The following is a 21,183-nucleotide window of genomic DNA, read 5'->3' on the forward strand; positions in this document are numbered from 1 at the left end:
GTATTGGCCCGTACATGCCACTGATGGGCACGATATTTCGCTAAAGTTGGGGATAGGATAGCACTGATTGTGCATCAAGATAGAGAGTGTATCAGGATGCGTGCTTTTCAGCAGCAGCCTCCTGTATTGGTTGCCACTGCATGCCGGCCGGTAGGCTGCTAATTTCACAAGCAACCTCCCCGAGCCTGACCAAAGCTTGGGTATAGTGGTGGTTGAACGGATAACAGCACGAGAGGCGAAAAGCATTACGATAGCGGCCACTCGGCGAGTAAAGCGTACCGGGGGTCAGGCATATCTGTTCTTGTAGCAATTGATGAAATAGCGCCACGGTATCGACACAGGCAGGGAACTCGACCCAGAAAACAAAACCCCCTGCTGGTTGGGTCACTTTGGTCCCACGAGGGAAGTACTGTGCAATGAGTTGCTGCGCCTGTTGTACTTGTTGCGCATAACGGCGCCGTAGCCCGCGCAGGTGGTGGTCGTAACCGCCAGACTCCAGAAACAGTGCCAGTGTTTCTGATAATAACGCCGGTTCCGCCATCGACGACACCGCTTTGAGCTTATGTAATGCCTCAGCGAAGCGGCCACCATCAATCCAGCCGATACGGAAGTCTGGGGCCAGTGTTTTGGTGAAGCTGGAACAGAACAGCACCCAACCGTCGCGGTCAAAGGCTTTTACCGCTGGGGACAAAGTAGAACCGAATTGTATTTCTGCATATAAGCCATCTTCTATCAGCGGCACCTGATGATCGTTCATCAACTGTGCCAGGCGCTTTTTCGCCGCCAGTGGCATCGTAAAACCTAACGGATTCTGCACCGTTGGCATAGCGATCAATGCATTCAACCGCCCCTCCTGAAGCAGTAACTCCAACACATCCAACGATAAACCTTGCTGTGGATCGGTTGGAATCTCCACGGTTTTCAGGCCAAGGCTGGCAAGTAATGGCATCAGATAGAAATAGGTTGGCGATTCCAGCCCGACACAATCACCCGGTTTGGTGGTGACCCGCAACGCTAACTGCAACGCCTCCATACAACCATGCGTAATAGTGATATCTGCCGGATTAGCCAGCATCCCTAGGGTCATGGCGCGGCGGGCGATTTGCTGACGCAGGCGCTGGCATCCTGGTGGCAACGCGTACTGACTGATTAACTGCGGCTCACGACGCAATAGTGATGCCATGATGCGGCCCAACTTGGCGCTGGGGTAAAAATCCGCCGTTTGTGGACAGGCGAGCGAGATATTGGTAAAGCGAGGGTTTTGTTGTGCGGCAAATACCGTATCAATTAAATCCAGCACCTCATTTACCGGTTTGCCGACTGTCGCTGTTGGCACCACCGCCGTTGACGGACTACAAACATAAAACCCTGACTGCGGACGCGCTTCAATCAAGCCTCGATCCTCCAGCGTACGGTAAGCTGCCACCACCGTATTGATACTCACCTGATGGTTTTTGGCGTAACCGCGCACTGATGGCAGGCGGCTACCCGCCAGCAAACTGCCTTTCTTAATGGCCTGCGCCAGATTGTCAGCCACTTGCAAGTAGCGAATTTCATTCATAACAACGGGCATGGTGACAGTTCTCCGCAGGTTCAATGGGTACAGTTAAATCTTATACAAACTGTACCCACAACAATAGATAACTTCTGCTTCTGACGCCATAGCGGATTGCTGTTTATGCTGAATCTCTCGATAACATCAATAATATAATACCCACAGTAATTGGAGTTGCAGGTAGGCAACAAGCTTACTCACCCGTGCAGCTTCAAGTACGAAAGGGGAGGATATCCCATGCTAGACAGTGCTTTCATCAGTTACGTTACCGTTATGTCGATCACTCCAGGCCCAAATAACCTGTTATTAGCTGCATCTGGTGTCAATTTTGGCTTACGTCGTACCTTCCCAATGATGTTGGGGATTACCTTTGGCTGCGCGTTGCAATGCGCATTAATGACCACATTGTTGGCATTAATTCTCAGTTGGCTGGGGGTAATTCGCTTGCCACTGGTGACGCTGGGATGTGCATATTTATTCTGGTTATCGTGGAAAATTTTTAATTCCGGTAGCCCGAAGTCAAGAGATGGCCAGCAACCAATGGGGTTTATCCAGGGGGCTTTATTCCAGGCCATTAATCCAAAGGCTTGGCTGATGGCTATGAATGTCGCCATCTTATTTACACCACGTGAAGGTGCTACGCTGAGCCATACCCTACTGATTGTTAGTGGTTTTGCTCTGTTAAATCTGCCTTGTGTGGCCGTTTGGGCGGTGATGGGGGATCAGTTACGCCATGCGTTACGGGTTAACTGGAAACTACGATTATTCAATGGAGTGATGGGGGGCTTGATGGCAATAACAGCATTGTGGCTGTTAGTTGACGAATGGCTCAGTGTGTTGCCGTAACTCAGGCATGGCCGAGTGGTGACAGCTTGGAAACCTGTTTTAAGCTGATGCGGGAGAGCAATTCTGTAATCGAGAGCACCATGGTGGAACGCACCATTTGCTGATAACGCTGGCGTTGCATGGCAATCAGCGACGCGTCTGCTTCATCCGGGCGCAGGAAAGTGGGCACTGGCGGCAATTCAGCCACACAATGTAATTCACCAAATGGCCCGAGGATTTCGTCATCAGTAAAGCGATACTCGGTGCCATCATGGTTTAACTCCTCACGAAGCGCCATCAATAGCTCAGCATCTTCGTATTCATGACGGGTGATCACACCCAAGGCATAAACCAACTTTAGTCGCACAGATAGCTCACCAAGCGGCCCATCGCCAACCAGCAATGGCTCCACGGCATATTTCACCGCATAGTCATCTTTACGAAAAACCTGCACCACGAGAATATTCAGCGCTTCTGCCAATAATTCGACAGCAGCCATCAGGAAACTCCGAACGGTCTTGCCTGCGTTCAGATGCTCAAGTACCCGATTCTCAAATGCCTGTGTTTTTTCAATCATCGCTTGTCACTGAGGTGGTTTCAGAATATCGGGCTACGAAAAGATAAATACCGCGCAATCTGACACGGTATTTATCCCCGTCATACTTCAAGCCGCATGTGCGTTGGCTACGTTCAATAACCCGAATCACTTGACTGCGTAAGCTCATCGGGATTAATGAGCCTCATCCTGGAGGCTCACCCTACGGGCTAGCATAAATGCTGTACAAATCGGTTCCCGACCGATTTGTATCTCGCTTGTCGCCTTCCCGCAACTCGAATTATTTAGGGTATATCACCTAACGCAAACTCATTTTGTTCATCACAAAATTAGTGCGTCAGCTTGTCCTGCATGGCGTTATACACACTCACCGCCTGTTCGACAACCTCGCCATCAGCGGGTAAGCCTGAAATTTGCGCCAAAGCAGCTTTCGGCCCCAATTTCGCCAGTAATTCAACCAACTCCTGAGCTTGTGAGTCTTGCTCACTGCGATAACTCATGGCCGCCGCAATACCGGTTACCAGATTGGTGTGTGGCAGTTGATACTCAAGTGTACCCAATAGCGGTTTGATCAATCGATCACCGGCACTCAGTTTACGCAGTGGCTGACGGCCAACACGTTCAACATCGTCATGCAGGTAAGGGTTCTCAAAACGGGAGATGATTTTATTGATATAAGCGGCATGTTTTTGTGGATCAAAAGCATAGCGTTTAATCAGCACTGCACCGCTCTCTTCCATCGCGCCTTTCACTGTCTGGCGTACTGCTGGGTCCAGAATGGCATCACGGATGGTTTGATGGCCGGCCAGTTGCCCCAGATAGGCCGTTATCGCATGACCGGTGTTCAGGGTGAAGAGTTTACGCTCCACAAACGCCATTAGGTTGTCGGTCAACTCCATACCTGCAATTTCCGGTGGCGGCCCTTTGAACTGGGTACCATCAACAATCCACTCACTGAAGGTCTCTACCGTCACTGCCAGAATATCTGTACTGCCCGCTTCTGATGGCGGCACAATACGGTCTACCGCGGAATCTACGAAACCGACATGTTGCTCAACCCACGCTTGTTCACTTTCCGGTAACGCAGCGAAGACATGCTGTTTTAACTGGCTGGTACCGCGCACCATATTCTCACAGGCGATAATATTCAGCGGACGAGTATTACCTTGTTGATGACGAGCGACTAAGCCTTGTGCCACGGTGCCGGCAATACGTGCCAGAATCTGCGGTCCAACAGCGGTGGTGACAATATCGGCATCAGCAATCAGCGCCACCACGTCTGGGCTACTACTGTTTACTGCACTCACGTTTTTGACTTCTTCAACCCGCGCCTGCTCACCAACCACATTGACCTGATAACTTTTACGTTTATTCAGTTCGTCCAGCAGCGGCTGGTTAACATCTGCGAAGGTCAGTTGCGCACCGGCATCAGCAAGAAGTTTACCAATGAAGCCCCGGCCAATGTTACCTGCGCCAAAATGTAATGCTTTCATATTCGTTACCTTTTGCTGTAGAAGGGCCGTTTCTCCCAACGGCCCTATTCAGTTATTGCTGGGTTACTTTTTGCCACCCAATAAGTCCAATACTTCCTGCACGCTGGTAGTTTTACTTAAGCGCTCAATCACCGACTCATCATCCAGCGCATTCGTCAGGCTGGTAATAACATGAATATGCTCATTATTACGGGCCGCGATACCAATCACCAAACGCGCCACTTCATCTTCTTCGTCACCAAAGCGCACGCCGTCAGGGTATTGGCAGAATACTACACCGGTTTTCAACACACGGTCTTTCGCTTCAATGGTACCGTGTGGTACCGCGATAGATTCGCCCAGATAGGTGGAGGTCAGTTTTTCACGTTCCAACATCGCTTCAACATATTCCGGCTCAACATAACCGCCCTTCACCAACTGCTCACCAGCGAAGCGAATAGCTTGCTCTTTGGTGGCTGCGTGTTGATTGAGGAAAATATTCTCCGCGCCCAGCTTGAACAAGTTGGCTTCAGAGGCTTCAAAGCTATCGTCCAGCGTTTCAATCACTTTCTGAGTGCTTGCTGTCGTGTTAGCCGCCTCCACCAAACGTGCTGTCAGGTTGGTGTACAACTGGCTATCAAGGAAGTTGGTCAACGAGATATGTTGTGCCTGTGGCGCATGGCGCATGGCTCGCTCAGTCAAATCACGGTGGGTGATAACCAAGTCCACATCTTCTGGTAAGTTGTTGATAGCACAGTTAGTCACCGAGATATGTCTCAAGCCCGCATCTTGTACTTTCTTACGCAGCACACCGGCCCCCATCGCACTAGAACCCATACCAGCATCACAAGCTACGATGATTTTACGTACTGTGGTCAGGTCGCCTGCGGCAGCGGCAGCATTCGCCGCTTGTGCGCCTTTAGATTGCGCTTTCATATCTTGTATACGGCGAGTTGCATCTTCCAGGCTGTCTTCCTCGTCGTCTTTGACTTTAGAGGTTTTCAGCAAGATAGCGGATACCACGAAGGAGACGGCAAACGCAGCAGCAACTGCAGCAATGTTGGCAAAATAAGCACCTTTAGGTGTCATCGCCAATACTGCCAGGATAGAACCAGGAGACGCAGGTGATACCAGACCGCCGTTCAGCACAGTCAGAGTGAACACGCCGGTCATACCGCCCAGAATAACCGCCAGCAATAAGCGCGGGTTCATCAGCACGTATGGGAAATAGATTTCGTGGATACCACCGAAGAAATGGATGATAGCCGCGCCGCCAGCAGATTGCTTAGCGTTGCCTCTACCGAAGAACATGTAAGCCATCAACACACCCATACCTGGGCCTGGGTTTGCTTCGATCAGGAAGAAGATAGACTTACCGGTTTCAGTCGCCTGCTGGATACCCAGAGGTGAGAAGATACCGTGGTTAATCGCGTTATTCAGGAACAGGATTTTAGCTGGTTCGACGAAGATAGACGTTAATGGCAGCAGGTTAAGCTGCACCATGATATGCACACCAGCAGCCAGTGCTTTAGACAACACTTCTACAAATGGGCCGATCGCCATAAAGGCCAAAATCGCCAACAGCATACCGATGATACCGGCTGAGAAGTTGTTAACCAGCATCTCAAAGCCGCTTTTGATTTTACCTTCAACCCAACGGTCAAAGTGTTTGATTGCCCAGCCACCCAGTGGACCCACAATCATCGCACCGAGGAACATTGGCATATCCGCACCAACGATAACACCCATGGTGGTGATAGCACCTACCACACCACCGCGATCACCCCCCACCAAACGGCCACCGGTAAAACCGATCAGCAGTGGTAACAGGTAGGTGATCATTGGGCCAACCAGTTTGGCTAGTGTTTCATTTGGCAGCCAGCCGGTTGGAATAAACAGTGCGGTGATAATACCCCAGGCAATAAACGCCCCGATATTGGGCATAACCATGTTACTGAGGAATCGGCCAAAATTTTGAATTCTGACCTTTGCGTCTGGTGAAAACATAAAACACCCCTATTGGTACGCGCTAACAATAAGAGCGCGATATAATTGTTTTGTTGAGGCAGTTCTGCAAAACCCGCCGGTGCTATCGAATACAAACACGCTGTATGCAAAACAAACTCTAGCATGCTCCTTTATTCACGCGTAGCTCACTGGATTTATGTGACATAAGTCACACCAAACCCCCTATTATAGGGGTGTGTTTGTTGACGCAGATCACACTAAATGACTGTAAGAAAACCACGACGACGAATTTTTAAGCTAAAAAGCTCGATAAGAGTGATATAAATCACATTTTGCGTGGGTTAGTTTGTTTTGAAAATGTGATGTTAATCACAAGTTATTTTTGCTCGTAGAGAGGAGATGAGACATTCACCCTGCTAATAACCTCTCAGACTCAACTCTCGGTAGAAATGTGTAATAAAATAACAGGGGGAAGGGGGCACATTATTGGAGCGGGTTTCGGTTGATATGGGTTTAGTGCTTAGGTTCGGATCAGGTTTCGGTTGATAAACGCTCAGAGGTCATTTTAGCTCAGTCGCCTCAACCGAGTTAAGGCCCATAAGCGTGGGCCTTAACAATCCGCGCTTGCGCACGTATCGCTTGCCTGCGGCTCATCATTACGCTGGCGGGACGGCTTTATTATGGCCTCTTTGAGGCTACCCTTCGGGCCAACGCAAGCGTTGTTCAAAACTGCTTCGCAGTGTTGTCGCATCCCTGCTCATGACGCCTAAATCCGCCGTCCATGGCGGATTTCGCTGACTTCATTCTTCACTCGGCAGCTCAAATGTGCTTTTAAAGTCAAAAGAGAAAATCAAAACCTAAAGCGATGGTTTTGACGTTGAGCGCAATCAGGAATATTGCCGACAAGGAATGAGGGTAGAGTGAGCGGGCATGGACGCCCGCGAAAAGCGCGCTTGAGCAGGAGCGAATCGCGCTGGCTCGTCAGCCCGAAAGACGCGGACGGTTTACCCGCAGGGCAATATTTCGCGCAAGCGCGGGATTGCACAAGGGGCCACGCTTATGGCCCCTTTGCCGGTTGGTTCATCGCAGGTTAAGTAAATTCAGTTACTTTAACAACCGAACTTATTCACTTATCAAATACTAACCGAAAGAATAACTCGATCAGTCCTAACAACCGAACCGATCACCAAATCAAATCAAATCAAATCAAATCAAATCAAATCAAATCAAATCAAATCAACCAAAACCATCACTGCATGACACTCGCAACACTCTTCTGTGCCGTCATCATCGCCGGATACTTGGCGACTAAATTAGCCATCATCGTGTTATATAGCGCTGCTTGCTGTGGGGTCTGGAATTGAACGCCGCCATTATTGAAAGTGACCTGCGTTCCCTGCTGCTGCAAGAAATCACCAACTTGTGCCAGATCCTGCACAAAAGCAGAAATCACCGGCACTGCTGGGATCAACACATTGGCTGGCTGAGTCACAATATTATCGAAAGCTTTATTAAATACCACTTTCAAATCATCAGGCTGTTTCAATGCAGCAACCGCACTATCGGCTTGTGTTTTTGCCGTACGAATCTGTTGCACTAACAAGTTCAATGCACCTGCGGACTGCTGTAATGCATCACGCTTGGCGAGATAATCCTGCGCCACGCGAATCTCATTGATTTGAGCAATCGCCGGGCTCAAGCTGGCATCAACAGATTTGGTAAGCTGCTGTGAAAAAGTGACTAAAATCGCATAATCACTGACATAAGGGCCAAATTTCTGTTTTTGATCTTCGCTCAGTGTTGGCAGTTTCATCCCGCTACGCATCACTGTATTTTGCAGATAATCAATAAAAGCCTTACGTTGTTCTGGCTCTTTATCCCCGCAGGCGGTCAATTGGAACACCACCAGTAACGCCAGTAATGGCGCTAACCAACGTGAATATCGGGCTGTATTCAGTGCAAAAGTCATGTGAAACTACTCCTGTAGTAAGTACTTATTTTCACAAAATCCCATTCTTATCATCTAACGTGAGTAATAAGAATAGCTAAGGGGAGCGATATACGCTCCCCTGTGACCAGCCAAGTACAGAATTACTGTAATAACGAAATATCAGCAACCTGCAAGAATAGCTCGCGTAATTTACTCAGCAATGTCAGACGGTTGATCCGCACTGCATCGTCCTCTGCCATAACCATAACACTGTCGAAGAACTCATCGACCGTTTCTCGCAGAGCTGCCAGTTCCACCAGCGCTTCCTGATAGTGACCCGCAGCAAAGACTGGCTCCAGTTTGTCACGCAACACCACTAAATGTGTTGCCAGTTTCAGCTCTGCCGGCTCTTTTAACACCGAGGCATGCACATGGTCATTCAGGGTATCAGTGGATTTCGCCAGAATATTCGATACACGCTTGTTAGCAGCAGCCAATGTCGCTGCGGCATCCAGGGTACGGAAATAGGTCACCGCCTTCACCCGCGCATCAAAATCAGCCGGTTTGGTTGGACGACGAGCCAGTACCGCCTGAATAGTGTCAACGCTGTGACCTTCATCCTGATACCAGGCACGGAAACGGCCCAGCATGAACTCAATCACTTCATCGACCACGTTGCCATTGGTCAGCTTGCTGCCATACAGGCGCACCGCCTCTTCAGTCAGCGTTTGCAGATCAAGTGGCAAGTTCTTCTCGACGATAATGCGCAGTACTCCCAACGCCGCACGGCGTAGCGCAAACGGGTCTTTATCACCTTTCGGATGTTGACCAATGCCGAAAATACCGGCCAATGTGTCCATCTTATCGGCAATCGCTAATGCACAAGCAACTGGGTTAGATGGCAAATCATCACCGGCAAACCGTGGCTGGTATTGCTCATTCAGCGCTACAGCAACATCTTCAGCTTCACCATCGTGACGGGCATAGTGCATCCCCATCACACCTTGAGTATCGGTGAATTCAAACACCATGTTGGTCATCAGGTCACATTTGGACAGCAGACCTGCACGGGTAGCATGGCTAACGTCCGCGCCAATCTGTGCGGCAACCCAGCCCGCCAATGCTTGAATACGGTCGGTCTTGTCACGCAACGTCCCCAATTGCTGTTGGAACAGCACGGTTTCCAGACGCGGCAAATTGTCTTCCAGACGTTTTTTACGGTCAGTCTTAAAGAAAAACTCCGCATCAGCCAAGCGCGGACGAACCACTTTCTCGTTACCGGAAATAATCTGTTGAGGATCTTTAGATTCGATATTGGCAACAAAAATGAAGTTTGGCAGTAGGCTACCGGCAGCATCGTAAACCGGGAAGTACTTCTGGTCACCTTTCATGGTGTAGACCAGTGCTTCCGCAGGTACTGCTAGGAATTTCTCTTCAAACTTGGCGGTTAGCACCACCGGCCATTCAACCAGTGATGTCACTTCTTCCAGCAAGCTTTCACTCAGATCAGCAATACCGCCAATCTTCTGCGCTGCCAGTTCTGCATCACGCTTGATTATAGCTTTACGTGATTCATAATCAGCGATGACTTTACCGCGCTCCAGCAAAATCTGCGGGTATTGGTCAGCGTTATCAATAGTGAACTCAGCCTCACCCATGAAGCGGTGACCACGAATAATGCGGTCTGAATCGATACCTAACACAGTGCCTGGAATCAATTCGCTGCCTAACAGCAGGGTTACAGTATGAACCGGGCGAACGAATTGGGTTTCTTTATCACCCCAGCGCATCAGTTTTGGAATAGGCAGCTTACTCAGCGCGCTATTCACCATATCTGCCAGCAGTAATTGTGCTGATTGGCCTTTGACATGGGCGCGGTACAGCAGCCATTCGCCTTTGTCAGTAACCAGGCGTTCAGCCTGATCGACAGTAATACCACAACCCCGTGCCCAGCCTTCGGCGGCTTTGCTCGGTTTACCTTCAGCATCAAAAGCTTGCGCAATGGCAGGGCCGCGTTTTTCAACTTCACGATCCGCCTGAGCCGCGCTTAAATCGGCCACTTTTACCGCCAGACGGCGCGGCGCAGCATACCAAACCACCTCACCATGAGGCAGGTTGGCGTTATCCAGTTCAGCAGTAAAGTTGGCAGCAAAAGATTCGGCCAGAGAACGAAGAGCCTTCGGCGGCAACTCTTCCGTGCCGATTTCCACCAGGAAAGTCTGTTGAGTCATGACAGCCTCTTAGTTCTGATTCTTTTTGCACATAGGGAAGCCCAACGCCTCGCGGGAAGCATAATAAGCCTCGGCGACAGCTTTGGTCAGCGTACGAATGCGCAGAATATAGCGTTGGCGCTCGGTCACCGAGATGGCTTTACGGGCGTCCAGCAGGTTAAACGTATGGCCAGCTTTCAGAATGCGCTCATAAGCGGGCAGCGGCAGCGGGTTTTCCAGTGCCAGCAGCGACTGAGCTTCTTTCTCATACTGCTCAAAGCAGGAGAACAGGAAATCCACATCGGCGTATTCGAAGTTATAGGTGGATTGCTCCACTTCATTCTGATGATAAATATCGCCATAAGTGGTTTTGCCCAGCGGGCCGTCGCACCAAATCAGGTCATAAACGCTGTCTACACCCTGAATGTACATCGCTAAACGTTCCAGACCATAGGTTATCTCGCCAGTGACCGGTTTACATTCCAAACCGCCCACTTGCTGGAAGTAAGTGAACTGCGTCACTTCCATCCCGTTCAACCACACTTCCCAGCCCAGACCCCAGGCACCCAAGGTCGGGTTCTCCCAGTTGTCTTCGACAAAGCGGATATCGTGGATAGTCGGGTCCAGACCCAGTTCTCTCAGCGAGCCTAAATACAGCTCCTGAATGTTGTCTGGTGAAGGCTTAATGATCACCTGGAACTGATAATAGTGTTGCAGGCGATTTGGGTTCTCACCGTAGCGACCATCGGTCGGGCGGCGTGAAGGTTGTACATAAGCGGCAGCGATTGGCTCTGGGCCAAGTGCACGCAGGCAGGTCATTGGGTGGGAGGTACCCGCGCCGACTTCCATGTCCAGTGGTTGAACAATGGTGCAGCCTTGGCGCGCCCAATAGTCCTGTAACGTCAGGATCAGGCCCTGAAAGGTCTTGGTATCAAACTTTTGCATGTTGGATTCGCACGCGATACAAGTGGATTAAAATGGAATGAGTCAGTATACCCGTTGACCGTAAGATATACAGCCAGAATCCGGCAAGATGCAACAATCAAGATGGATTTGTCGATAAAATGAGCCTTTCACTGTATTCCAACTGATTATTCTGCTCTGCGCCAACAAAGGTAAAGAGTCCGTCGATAGGTTGCTAATCAGCTAATGAACAGCGATCATCCTCTGCTAAGTCAGATAATAAAAAGGAAGACGAGTTATGAGTCTACAACGCTGCGGTTGGGTCACCTCTGATCCTCTCTATCTCGCTTATCACGACACTGAATGGGGTATCCCACGGACCGACAGTCAGGCGCTGTTCGAAATGCTCTGCCTCGAAGGGCAACAAGCCGGACTGTCATGGATAACCGTGCTGAAAAAACGTGAACACTACCGCAAGTGCTTCCATAATTTTGATCCGGTGCGTGTGGCGAAAATGGGGCCAGACGATGTAGAAAAACTGGTGCTGGACAGCGGTATTATCCGTCATCGCGGTAAGATTCAGGCCATTATCACCAATGCACAGGCTTATCTGGCCATGGAAGCCAACGGTGAGGATTTTTCGCGCTTTATCTGGAGTTTTGTTGATGGCGAGCCAAAAATTAACCATTGGTGGTGTCTGGCGGAGTCACCCGCAACCACACCCGTATCAGATGCAATGTCAAAAGCATTGAAAAAAAAAGGTTTTAAATTTATCGGTTCCACCATTTGCTACGCATTTATGCAGGCCAGCGGTTTAGTGAACGACCATCTGGCAAGCTGTTTTTGTCACCCGGATAACGCCGTAAAATGATTCGACCTTACCAACCAAGCGATCTCGATGACCTGATGCAATTGTGGCTGACCAGTACCATTGCTGCGCATCCTTTTGTGGCCGAACAATACTGGCACGAGAGCGCCCCGTTGGTACGGAATACCTATCTCCCGGCGGCACGCACTTGGCTATATTTGTCAGCGGAAACTACCGGTGATGCTAACCCCATTGCAGGCTTTATTAGTATTCTCGAAGAACAACTGGTCGGCGCGCTGTTCGTCACCCAATCCTTGCACGGTAAGGGGATTGGGCAAGCGTTGATGGATTACGTTCAACAGTGCTACTGCGCGCTAACTCTAGAGGTCTACCAACGAAATCAGCGTGCCTATCACTTCTATCGTAAACAAGGTTTTACCGTAGTAGGGAAAACCTATAATGCAGAGACCAAAAACACTATCCTGACCCTGCATTGGCAGCGCCCATTTAACTCATCCCTGCTTTAACTCTCCCTGCATCTGACAAATTTTAATAACCGGTTCAAATCCATAATTGCATTACTCTATTCCTGAGCCTATTTTCCTGTGGGAATTAAGTGAGGGATTTAATATGATAGGGACATTGCTAAATATCCAATTAGCCTTAATTTTCTTAATAACATCCTCCCAATTAGCCATTGCCGATGGCATTAAAATCAAAGAAGTTTGTTTATATTCTGAAGATAAATATCAAGTTGATACTGCCGTAACGGATAACATTGAATATAGTGGATGCAGTAGAAAGGTACGGGATGCCGCAGGCACGCTAGGCTGCACCTTCATCCCCGCATTGGCGATTTATAATTATGTTACCCATAGCCATTGTGATCAGGCGGATAAATTATGGCGTCAGATATCACATTGGTTTTCCGATGATAATCAAGACAAGGTAGTCTTGATTACCGGCAACACTCCTTTACTTGAGCCACAATCCTCCCGCCGCGAAAACAACAATAACCAAGCCAGCCCGCTCGCATTTATATTAAGTAAAGTTCATACGCAATTACATCATCAAGCCCTGACATTACCGGCCAGCGCAAGATTTTGTAAAACCTCGCTAGAGAATCTCCTCGCCGCGCGCTATCCCCGCAGCCCAGATGAAAACTGCCCTCATTGGGTATCAAAAGTCTTGGCAGATTTTACCCTGTTATTCGGTCATTCTGTGCGGGACTGGACACCAGAGCAACTACAGGATGTCGTCACGCGGATTGATGAACAATATACGACGGGCTATGCAGGTAACGATCAGGCCACTGAGGGTCATCTGGTCAGTGGTGTCCGTGCGATTATCCAACAATTGGGCTTGGCTGAAACCATCCGGCAGATCACCCGCGCATTTCGCTATGCCCAATTAAATTATGCCAATTATGTCGAACATAATCCCAACGCCACACAATCACCTGCCGCTGCACAAAGTCTTCCGTTAGGGGAATATTCACTTTCGCTGGAGTCTTATCACTATCCCGCCGAGCCACCTACCGTCCGCATTCGTCAGCGTAATGCATGGGTGACCAGACCCGACTTACATTTTGAGGTGGAGATCATTGATGCCAGCACCACAGATAGATCAACGATTACTCGTGCGCACACAGTGATGGACCATTGGTTTAATACTTATCTTTTCACACCATTAGAAACTGACCAGCAAGACAATCCTCTAACTGACCTTGATCGCACCATCAGTGCCGCACGCACCACCAGTACCTCGCTGTTGCTCGAGTTGGAAAACACCAGTAATGACTATCTGTTTGTGGTGGTGCGGCTTGAGGGCGAGATTGTTAGCGTGCTGGGGGCCGCGAAGGGGAACGCTAACGATGAGTTCTATATCGATGTTTCGGTGAGCGCACCGCGCAATGTGCTAACGCCAGATGCAGAGGGAAATATTCGCGGGGCAGGTACCGCAGCAGTGTATGAATTGGCTCGTTATCTGAAAGAAAAGGGGGTGAAAACACTACGTTCTACCGTTATTTCACAACCCTCTGCCCGAGTAAAAATGAAACTAGGCTTCAAACATGATGAGTTTTGATATTCCCCCCCTTCCACTTTTCGGAGAAAACGAATAGAGGTAAAACCATGAAATTAAAAGTCATAACTAATAAATTTATGTTGCTTTCATTAATAATATTATCGCCGATGACCATGTCTCATGAAATGGACCGCGACTGCATTAAGCATAATCATTTATCACCTAATAACAGATATATCCCTCAAATAAACAACACAAAGGTTTGTTTATATAATGAAGATGATTTTCAGGGAGAATCGATGTGCTTATCTCATAAGCAAGGAATCGATTTTATCGATCAAGATGATGAGGTTATTAGAAATGACAGTATATCCTCAATCTCCATTCCAAATGGCATGTTCGCCACCATCTATAAAAATGATAGTTACAATATGCCTTACTTTAATTTAGCCGAGTCAATCGGGCAGCGTGATTTAGCTGCTTTGGATATGGATAATCAAATCAGCAGCGTTATAGTTGCTAATTCTCCCCTTAAAGTCTGTAGTGAACGTTGTATCATTTTAAAGCGAATGCAATTTCCTTTATCCAAAATTTTCGCCTCATACTGGAACAATATAAATCACCCTAACAAACAGGTTTTATTAAGTTTCGATATTAATAATACCAGTGACTTTATGGTGGGTTTACCACAAGCCCCAGTCATATGGTTATCTAACAGAGAACTTTCCATTTTTGGCCAGGTTGGTGACGAACCATTGGTTTTCCATCTCCACCCAGATGCCAATCGTTTATCCCTGACATTCCATTTGAACAGTAACAGGATTGCGATAGATTATATGGAAAGTCGTGGAACCGAACAAATTGCCTTATCGCCCACCATTGAACTTGGCACCTTCCCATTCAATAATTCCCAGTTTGATGCAAGGTTAACCATTAATAACAATGCCAGCCAGCCACTGATCATCGACCAAATAGTGATGGTTGCCAGCACTGAAGATATTCAGCCTGTGCACCACAGAAGCGAACGGGATACCGCCGGAACATTGGGTTGTACCTTTATTCCCGCGCTGGCGATTTATAATTACGTCACTCACAGCCGCTGCAATCAGGGCGATACGCTGTGGGGTAAAGTAAAACATTGGTTTTCTGATGATAACAAAGATAAATCGGTTGTGATTACCACCAAGCCACCCTTACTTGAGCCACAGCCACAACGCCCAGAAAATAGTGACAGCGCTGGACTGATGTTAACCAAGCTCGACACCCAACTACATAATCAGGCTCTTACACTCCCCGCCGCGGCGCAATTTTGTAAAACCTCGATAGATAATATCCTCGCCGAGCGCTATCCCCGAGACGTAAATTTAAACTGCCAACTGTGGGTAGCAAGAGTATTAGCCGATTTCACGCTGTTATTCGGTGATTCACTGCGCGACTGGACTCTGGATGTTCTACGCCGGGTATTAATGCAAATCCATACTAATGATACCACGGGCTATGCGGCCAGTGATCCGGCAGCAGAAAGTCGCCTGGTGAATGAGGTCCAGTTAGTTGTTCGTCAATTCGGAATAGATGAAACCATCCGCCAACTATCTCAGGCTTTTGATTATACGAGATTAAATTACGCACGTTATTTGCTACATAACCCTACCGCTACTGCCCCTCCCTCTGGTGCACAGCGCTTGCCATTAGGCACCTATTCACTCTCTTTAGCCTCTTATCATTACCCCACCGATCCGCCTACCGTACGAGTGCTTGAGAATGATCAGTGGGTCACCCACCCCGATTTATATTTTGATGTCGATATTTTTGATACCACCATTCCGATACGGCCAGATATCGATGCCGCCTTTATGGATGATGCCTTAGCGGCGGTAGGCGCATGGTCAGACATTTATAACGAGGCGCCCATCTATTACCACATAACTAGCGAACCCTGGTCGGAACATAACCGCACTATCGAAGCCGGGCGGATAAACAACTTCGTCCTGTATAGCGAATTGATCTCTTTCGAAAATAACTATGTGTACGTGGCGATACGGCTGCAAGGAGATATTGTCAACATTCTGGCAGCCCGCAGAGATGAGACTTTTGAAAATAGTCACGAGAACTACTACATCGAATTTTTTGTGACTGATCCCAACTATGTGCTGCTGCCTGATGATGAAGGAAGTGTTCGCGGGGCCGGTAGCGCCGCACTGCACGGGCTGGCACGTTATCTACAACAACATGGGGTAAAAGTTTTACGTTTTCGCACCCCGAGTCAGCCCGCTGCGCGAGTAGCCACAAAACTCAGCTTCCAGCATGATGAGTTTTGATAGTTAACACTTTTACGGTTTCCTGAAATACCCGGCAGCGAGTAAAGCGCTTTTCTGTGCTTTTTCTGCCGACAAACACAGCATTTAGACTAACGCCACAGCACTATGAGAGTTTTCTCAATGGTATTCCCCCCCTTTTTACCGGATAACGATGGCAGATAAAAACCAGCAACAGGACTTAATGCTGGTTACTGATTTTTTAATCTGCTATTGGGCGACGTTATCTATCTTTTCGCCAAAATAGAGTGCCATTTAAGGGAAATTCAATGAAAAAACGCATTCTGGCCACGGTGGCCGCCGTTGCTGTGGCGCTTACGCTTTCCGCTTGTACTACCAATCCTTATACTGGCGAGTCTCAAGCCGGAAAATCCGGTTACGGTGCTGGTATTGGTGCGGCATTAGGGGCTGGCATTGGTATGTTGTCATCATCGAAACACGATCGGGGCAAAGGGGCGTTAATTGGCGCAGCAGCAGGTGCCGCGTTGGGTGGTGGTGCCGGTTATTACATGGATGTGCAGGAAGCCAAACTGCGTGAAAAAATGAACGGTACCGGTGTTAGTGTCACCCGTCAGGGCGATAATATCGTGTTGAATATGCCAAATAATGTCACATTTGATACTGACAGCAGCAATCTGAAACCCGCGGGTGCCAACACCTTAACCGGCGTGGCGATGGTATTGAAAGAGTATGATAAAACCGCCGTCAATGTGACGGGTTATACCGACAGCTCCGGTGCCAGAGCTCATAACATGACCCTTTCACAACAACGCGCCGACAGCGTGGGTAGCGCACTCATCGTGCAGGGCGTGGCCGCTAATCGTATTCGCACCAGTGGTGCAGGCCCGGACAATCCGGTCGCAAGCAACAGCACCGCCGCCGGTAAAGCACAAAACCGCCGGGTTGAAATCACCTTAAGCCCGCTGTGATTCTTAATACTTTCTCTGCGGATAGTGCCTCAGGCTTTATCCGCATTTTCATTACAGCAGCCAATCGGTCATCATAATGACGCCAATCTAATGCGATAAGTACAACGGCGCGAGCCGGATAGAATATGCTCAACACGCTCAACCGCTACCCCTAACACCTGCTGGAACACGGCTAACTCCGCCCGACAAAAACCCTGGCAACTGGCCGCTGCGGCACAGATCGGGCAGTGATTTTCGATCAACAAGAGTGACCCATCAGCCTCCTGCTGCATTTGTGCCATATAACCTTCACGGCTGCGGATGGCCACCAGCCGCTCAACCCGCTCGGTCACACTATTTGCCCCCACCATCGCCTGACAATATTGAGTGCGGGTTTCCTGTTCGCGGCTATCAATCAGCAACTCAAGGGCGCTGTCACCCAATTGAGAACGGATTAAACCTAAGAGTTGTACCGTCAGTTCGCTGTGCGTATCAGGGAACTGCGCGTTACCCACCTCGGTTAGCTGCCATAATTGAATCGGCCGACCCACACCGCGCGTTTGCGCCTCGGAGACCACCAACCCCTCCTTAGCCAATTTGACGAATTGCTGCCGGGCCGCTTCACCTGTCGTGCCTAAAATCATCCCGGCATCACTCGCTTGCATCGGACCACGAGTTTTAAGCAGCATCAGTAGGCGTTTCGCCACCGATTGTGGCTGACTGGTGGTATGGTCGATATTCATATCTTCCCCGGTATCATTGCTAGGTTTTTTATTTTTGATCAATCAATGCCAGCATAACATTTTCCAAGCGCATGCTTGACTTATTATTAGTAACTGCCCTAAGTTATTCCAAGAATTTACTTGTTTAATTTTATCGTAACCACCAAATCAACTCAACTCAACAACCAGATTTCTGGCAGGATAGAAACGTGATAATAAATGATGCAAGCCGTTGGAGTGACCTGTTCTCCGGTAAAAATGCGGCCTTTGCCATAGCCCTGTCAGGTGGTGTGGTGTTACATGCCATCAATATCTACATCGCCACCACCATTTTACCGTCCGTGGTGCTGGATATTGACGGCCTGAGCTTGTACGCCTGGAATACCACGCTATTCGTTACCGCCTCGATCCTCGGCTCTGCCCTTTCTGCGCGCTTACTCAGTGGCTACGGGCCACGTAGCGCATACCTGTTTGCCTCGCTAATCTTTATGCTCGGCAGTGCGTTATGTGCCATGGCACCGAATATGCCACTGATGCTGCTGGGCCGCACTGTGCAAGGCTTAGGGGGTGGTTTCCTGTTTGCCCTTTCTTACGCCATGATTAATCTGGTATTTCCACAATCGTTATGGCCGCGGGCAATGGCGCTGATTTCAGGTATGTGGGGTGTTGCTACCCTGGTTGGCCCTGCGATTGGTGGCATCTTTGCTGAAATGAATGCCTGGCGTTTTGCGTTTTGGACGCTACTCCCCATCACCCTTATTTATGCCATTTTTACCTGGCGAATCCTGCCAGCGGGCCGATCCAATACCACGACAGCGTCGGCATTACCCGTCACGCAATTGATGTTATTAACCGCGATTGTTTTGACTATTTCTGCCAGCAGTATTGCCAGTAGCGGCCTAATAAACATGGTGGGTATGGTGTTTGCCATCTTACTGTTGCTGTTGTTACTGCGCATCGAGTCACGTGCCACCTCTCGGCTACTGCCAAAAGATGCATTGCGCCTTAACTCACCGCTGGCAGCACTCTATATCACCATTTCTCTGCTAGCGATCGGCATTACCTGTGAGATATTCGTCCCTTACTTCCTGCAAATCCTCCATGGTCAGTCACCGTTGATTTCAGGTTATATTGCAGCCACCATGGCGGCTGGCTGGACCCTTTCTGAAGTAATGAGCGCGGGTTGGAAGAAATCAGGCGTCCGCTGGGCGATTATCAGCGGCCCAATTATTGTGCTAGTGGGGTTAGTGGCACTGTCTATCTTGATGCCAGCCGGTTCACTCGGTGGTTGGCAACATATGGTGCCGATCGCTATTGCATTAACACTGGTCGGTTTTGGTATCGGTTTTGGCTGGCCACATTTGCTGACCCGTATTCTGCAAGTGGCTGCTGAAGAAGATAAAGACATTGCCGGAGCCTCGATTACCACAGTTCAGATGTTTGCCACCGCACTCGGTGCGGCGATGGCTGGCATGGTAGCCAACCTCTCTGGCCTTAATTCCCCAGGGGGAGTAGCGGGGGCAGAAAATACCGCCCATTGGCTGTTTATTCTGTTTGCCATCGCACCCGCATTGGCGATTATTACCGCACTACGTTGCGCTGCCATCAGTTCGCATACCCTGACGGCTAAAAATACCGCCCGCAGCGAAGCACAATAATTCGACGTCACCGACCTGCCAACGCAGGTTGGTTTTCATGCGTTGTAACATGACGAAGGTGATTAGCGCTTGATCCCACAATAGTGATCACTGGTATGCTGGCTTTAAATTTCACCCACCCAAAGTAATTGAGGTTGCGGGCAGGCATCAAGTGATGCAAACCCCGATGAACTTACACAGTCAAGTGATTCGGATTAGTGAATGAAGCTAACCCCCTACGACTTCAAGTATGAAGGGTAACGTCATTGGAGTTTGCGATGAAGCCTTCTATTGTGCTGTACAAAAGTATTCCCAGCGATCTGCATCAGCGTTTAGCCCAACATTTTACCGTAAACAGTTTTGATGGCTTAGCGCCTGATAATCAGCCAGAGCTATTGTCTGCGTTGCAACAGGCACAGGGGCTTATCGGTTCCGGCGGTAAAATCGATCAGGACTTTCTACAATTAGCACCGCGTTTGCGCGCTGCCTCAACCATTTCTGTCGGTTATGACAACTTTGATGTTGATGCCCTGAGCCAGCGTGGTGTGGCCTTGATGCACACACCAACGGTGCTGACAGAAACCGTCGCCGACACCATGATGGCCTTGGTGCTGTCTTGCGCCCGTCGAGTGGTTGAATTGGCTGAACGGGTGAAAGCCGGTGAATGGCAAGGTAGCATTGGCGATGATTGGTATGGTGTTGATATCCATCACAAAACTATCGGCATTCTCGGTATGGGTCGCATTGGGATGGCACTGGCCCAGCGGGCACATTTCGGTTTCAGTATGCCGGTGTTGTATACCAGCCGCCGCCCACATGAAGAAGCCGAAAAACGCTTTAATGCCCGTCGCTGTTCTCTCGATACCTTATTGGCTGAAGTTGATTTTCTCTGTATTACGCTGCCGATGACCGAGCAGACCTACCATATGATTGGCCGTGACCAACTGGCTAAAATGAAATCCAGCGCAATTCTGATTAATGCGGGCCGTGGGCCGGTTGTCGATGAGCCAGCGCTGATTGCCGCGCTACAAGATGGCACGATTCATGGCGCTGGGTTGGATGTGTTTGAACAAGAGCCGCTACCGATAGATTCGCCCTTACTCTCACTGCGCAATGTCGTTGCCGTGCCACATATTGGTTCCGCCACCACCGAGACCCGTTACAACATGGCTGCCTGTGCAGTGGATAACCTGATCGCCGCGCTAACCGGTACCGTGACGGAAAACTGCGTGAATCCGCAGGTTTTGCAGAAAGCCTAACCACGCCCATTGGCCTGCTAGCAGGCCAATTCCCACTCCTCCGCACGTCTCCTCCCCATAAAATCCACTCAGGGATGAGGCTATTTCCTC

16 protein-coding genes are annotated in these 21,183 nt (G+C 49.3%); 8 read left to right on the top strand and 8 right to left on the bottom strand.

Annotated elements, in window-relative coordinates; genetic code table 11:
• Positions 1–91 precede the first annotated feature (91 nt).
• Positions 92–1,573, bottom strand: coding sequence for a PLP-dependent aminotransferase family protein (locus tag A6J66_016525; GenBank protein ID PNM25639.1), 1,482 nt, complete (start codon positions 1,571–1,573; stop codon positions 92–94).
• Between the two features lie 219 nt (positions 1,574–1,792).
• On the opposite strand from A6J66_016525, the gene A6J66_016530 reads away from it, so the two are divergent.
• Complete coding sequence (locus A6J66_016530; protein ID PNM25640.1) at positions 1,793–2,401, top strand: LysE family translocator; 609 nt, start codon at positions 1,793–1,795, stop codon at positions 2,399–2,401.
• 1 nt (position 2,402) lies between these two features.
• Here A6J66_016530 and A6J66_016535 read toward each other — a convergent pair whose 3' ends face one another.
• From A6J66_016535 to glyQ, 6 genes are all read right to left on the bottom strand, one after another.
• Positions 2,403–2,957, bottom strand: coding sequence for an MltR family transcriptional regulator (locus A6J66_016535; protein PNM25641.1), 555 nt, complete (start codon positions 2,955–2,957; stop codon positions 2,403–2,405).
• A 308-nt stretch (positions 2,958–3,265) separates the two neighbouring features.
• Positions 3,266–4,429: a mannitol-1-phosphate 5-dehydrogenase gene (locus tag A6J66_016540; protein PNM25642.1), complete on the bottom strand. Its 1,164-nt coding sequence runs from the start codon at positions 4,427–4,429 to the stop codon at positions 3,266–3,268.
• 63 nt (positions 4,430–4,492) lie between these two features.
• Entirely contained in the window at positions 4,493–6,415 is a 1,923-nt protein-coding gene (locus A6J66_016545) for a PTS mannitol transporter subunit IICBA (protein PNM25643.1), read from the bottom strand.
• A gap of 1,210 nt (positions 6,416–7,625) precedes the next feature.
• Positions 7,626–8,345 (bottom strand): DUF3053 domain-containing protein, encoded by a 720-nt coding sequence (locus A6J66_016550; protein ID PNM25644.1) that lies wholly within the window; start codon positions 8,343–8,345, stop codon positions 7,626–7,628.
• Positions 8,346–8,467: 122 nt separating this feature from the next.
• On the bottom strand, positions 8,468–10,537 hold the full coding sequence (locus A6J66_016555; protein ID PNM25645.1) for a glycine--tRNA ligase subunit beta: 2,070 nt from the start codon (positions 10,535–10,537) through the stop codon (positions 8,468–8,470).
• A gap of 9 nt (positions 10,538–10,546) precedes the next feature.
• The gene (gene glyQ, locus A6J66_016560; protein ID PNM25646.1) at positions 10,547–11,461 is read right to left on the bottom strand and encodes a glycine--tRNA ligase subunit alpha; all 915 of its coding nucleotides are present in this window, start codon (positions 11,459–11,461) and stop codon (positions 10,547–10,549) included.
• 256 nt (positions 11,462–11,717) lie between these two features.
• Between glyQ and A6J66_016565 the strand changes: the two genes are divergently transcribed.
• The 5 genes from A6J66_016565 (at position 11,718) to A6J66_016585 (ending at position 17,496) form a co-directional block, all read left to right on the top strand.
• Positions 11,718–12,290 (top strand): DNA-3-methyladenine glycosylase I, encoded by a 573-nt coding sequence (locus A6J66_016565; GenBank protein PNM25647.1) that lies wholly within the window; start codon positions 11,718–11,720, stop codon positions 12,288–12,290.
• On the top strand, positions 12,287–12,754 hold the full coding sequence (locus A6J66_016570; GenBank protein PNM25648.1) for an N-acetyltransferase: 468 nt from the start codon (positions 12,287–12,289) through the stop codon (positions 12,752–12,754). Before A6J66_016565 ends, A6J66_016570 begins: the two co-directional genes overlap by 4 nt.
• 103 nt (positions 12,755–12,857) lie before the next feature.
• Positions 12,858–14,312, top strand: coding sequence for an N-acetyltransferase (locus A6J66_016575; protein PNM25649.1), 1,455 nt, complete (start codon positions 12,858–12,860; stop codon positions 14,310–14,312).
• Positions 14,313–14,359: 47 nt separating this feature from the next.
• The gene (locus A6J66_016580) at positions 14,360–16,570 is read left to right on the top strand and encodes a hypothetical protein (GenBank protein ID PNM25650.1); all 2,211 of its coding nucleotides are present in this window, start codon (positions 14,360–14,362) and stop codon (positions 16,568–16,570) included.
• A 266-nt stretch (positions 16,571–16,836) separates the two neighbouring features.
• Positions 16,837–17,496, top strand: coding sequence for an OmpA family lipoprotein (locus A6J66_016585; protein ID PNM25651.1), 660 nt, complete (start codon positions 16,837–16,839; stop codon positions 17,494–17,496).
• Between the two features lie 71 nt (positions 17,497–17,567).
• Here A6J66_016585 and A6J66_016590 read toward each other — a convergent pair whose 3' ends face one another.
• Positions 17,568–18,218: a transcriptional regulator gene (locus A6J66_016590; protein PNM25652.1), complete on the bottom strand. Its 651-nt coding sequence runs from the start codon at positions 18,216–18,218 to the stop codon at positions 17,568–17,570.
• 188 nt (positions 18,219–18,406) lie between these two features.
• Here A6J66_016590 and A6J66_016595 point away from each other — a divergent pair, with 188 nt between their 5' ends.
• Both A6J66_016595 and A6J66_016600 read left to right on the top strand, forming a co-directional pair.
• The gene (locus tag A6J66_016595; GenBank protein PNM25653.1) at positions 18,407–19,855 is read left to right on the top strand and encodes an MFS transporter; all 1,449 of its coding nucleotides are present in this window, start codon (positions 18,407–18,409) and stop codon (positions 19,853–19,855) included.
• 257 nt (positions 19,856–20,112) lie between these two features.
• Positions 20,113–21,093: a glyoxylate/hydroxypyruvate reductase GhrB gene (locus A6J66_016600; GenBank protein PNM25654.1), complete on the top strand. Its 981-nt coding sequence runs from the start codon at positions 20,113–20,115 to the stop codon at positions 21,091–21,093.
• Positions 21,094–21,183 lie beyond the last annotated feature (90 nt).

This window comes from Yersinia enterocolitica (genome assembly GCA_002082245.2).
Lineage (GTDB): Bacteria > Pseudomonadota > Gammaproteobacteria > Enterobacterales > Enterobacteriaceae > Yersinia > Yersinia enterocolitica_E.

Excerpts from the sequence above, each read along its gene's own strand:
- A6J66_016535 (PNM25641.1), bottom strand. The coding sequence starts at position 2,957 with ATGATTGAAAAAACACAGGCATTTGAGAATCGGGTACTTGAGCATCTG.
- A6J66_016580 (PNM25650.1), top strand. The coding sequence starts at position 14,360 with ATGAAATTAAAAGTCATAACTAATAAATTTATGTTGCTTTCATTAATA.
- A6J66_016585 (PNM25651.1), top strand. The coding sequence starts at position 16,837 with ATGAAAAAACGCATTCTGGCCACGGTGGCCGCCGTTGCTGTGGCGCTT.
- A6J66_016550 (PNM25644.1), bottom strand. The coding sequence starts at position 8,345 with ATGACTTTTGCACTGAATACAGCCCGATATTCACGTTGGTTAGCGCCA.
- A6J66_016525 (PNM25639.1), bottom strand. The coding sequence starts at position 1,573 with ATGCCCGTTGTTATGAATGAAATTCGCTACTTGCAAGTGGCTGACAAT.
- A6J66_016565 (PNM25647.1), top strand. The coding sequence starts at position 11,718 with ATGAGTCTACAACGCTGCGGTTGGGTCACCTCTGATCCTCTCTATCTC.
- A6J66_016570 (PNM25648.1), top strand. The coding sequence starts at position 12,287 with ATGATTCGACCTTACCAACCAAGCGATCTCGATGACCTGATGCAATTG.
- A6J66_016575 (PNM25649.1), top strand. The coding sequence starts at position 12,858 with ATGATAGGGACATTGCTAAATATCCAATTAGCCTTAATTTTCTTAATA.
- A6J66_016590 (PNM25652.1), bottom strand. The coding sequence starts at position 18,218 with ATGAATATCGACCATACCACCAGTCAGCCACAATCGGTGGCGAAACGC.
- A6J66_016555 (PNM25645.1), bottom strand. The coding sequence starts at position 10,537 with ATGACTCAACAGACTTTCCTGGTGGAAATCGGCACGGAAGAGTTGCCG.
- A6J66_016600 (PNM25654.1), top strand. The coding sequence starts at position 20,113 with ATGAAGCCTTCTATTGTGCTGTACAAAAGTATTCCCAGCGATCTGCAT.
- A6J66_016540 (PNM25642.1), bottom strand. The coding sequence starts at position 4,429 with ATGAAAGCATTACATTTTGGCGCAGGTAACATTGGCCGGGGCTTCATT.
- glyQ (PNM25646.1), bottom strand. The coding sequence starts at position 11,461 with ATGCAAAAGTTTGATACCAAGACCTTTCAGGGCCTGATCCTGACGTTA.
- A6J66_016545 (PNM25643.1), bottom strand. The coding sequence starts at position 6,415 with ATGTTTTCACCAGACGCAAAGGTCAGAATTCAAAATTTTGGCCGATTC.
- A6J66_016530 (PNM25640.1), top strand. The coding sequence starts at position 1,793 with ATGCTAGACAGTGCTTTCATCAGTTACGTTACCGTTATGTCGATCACT.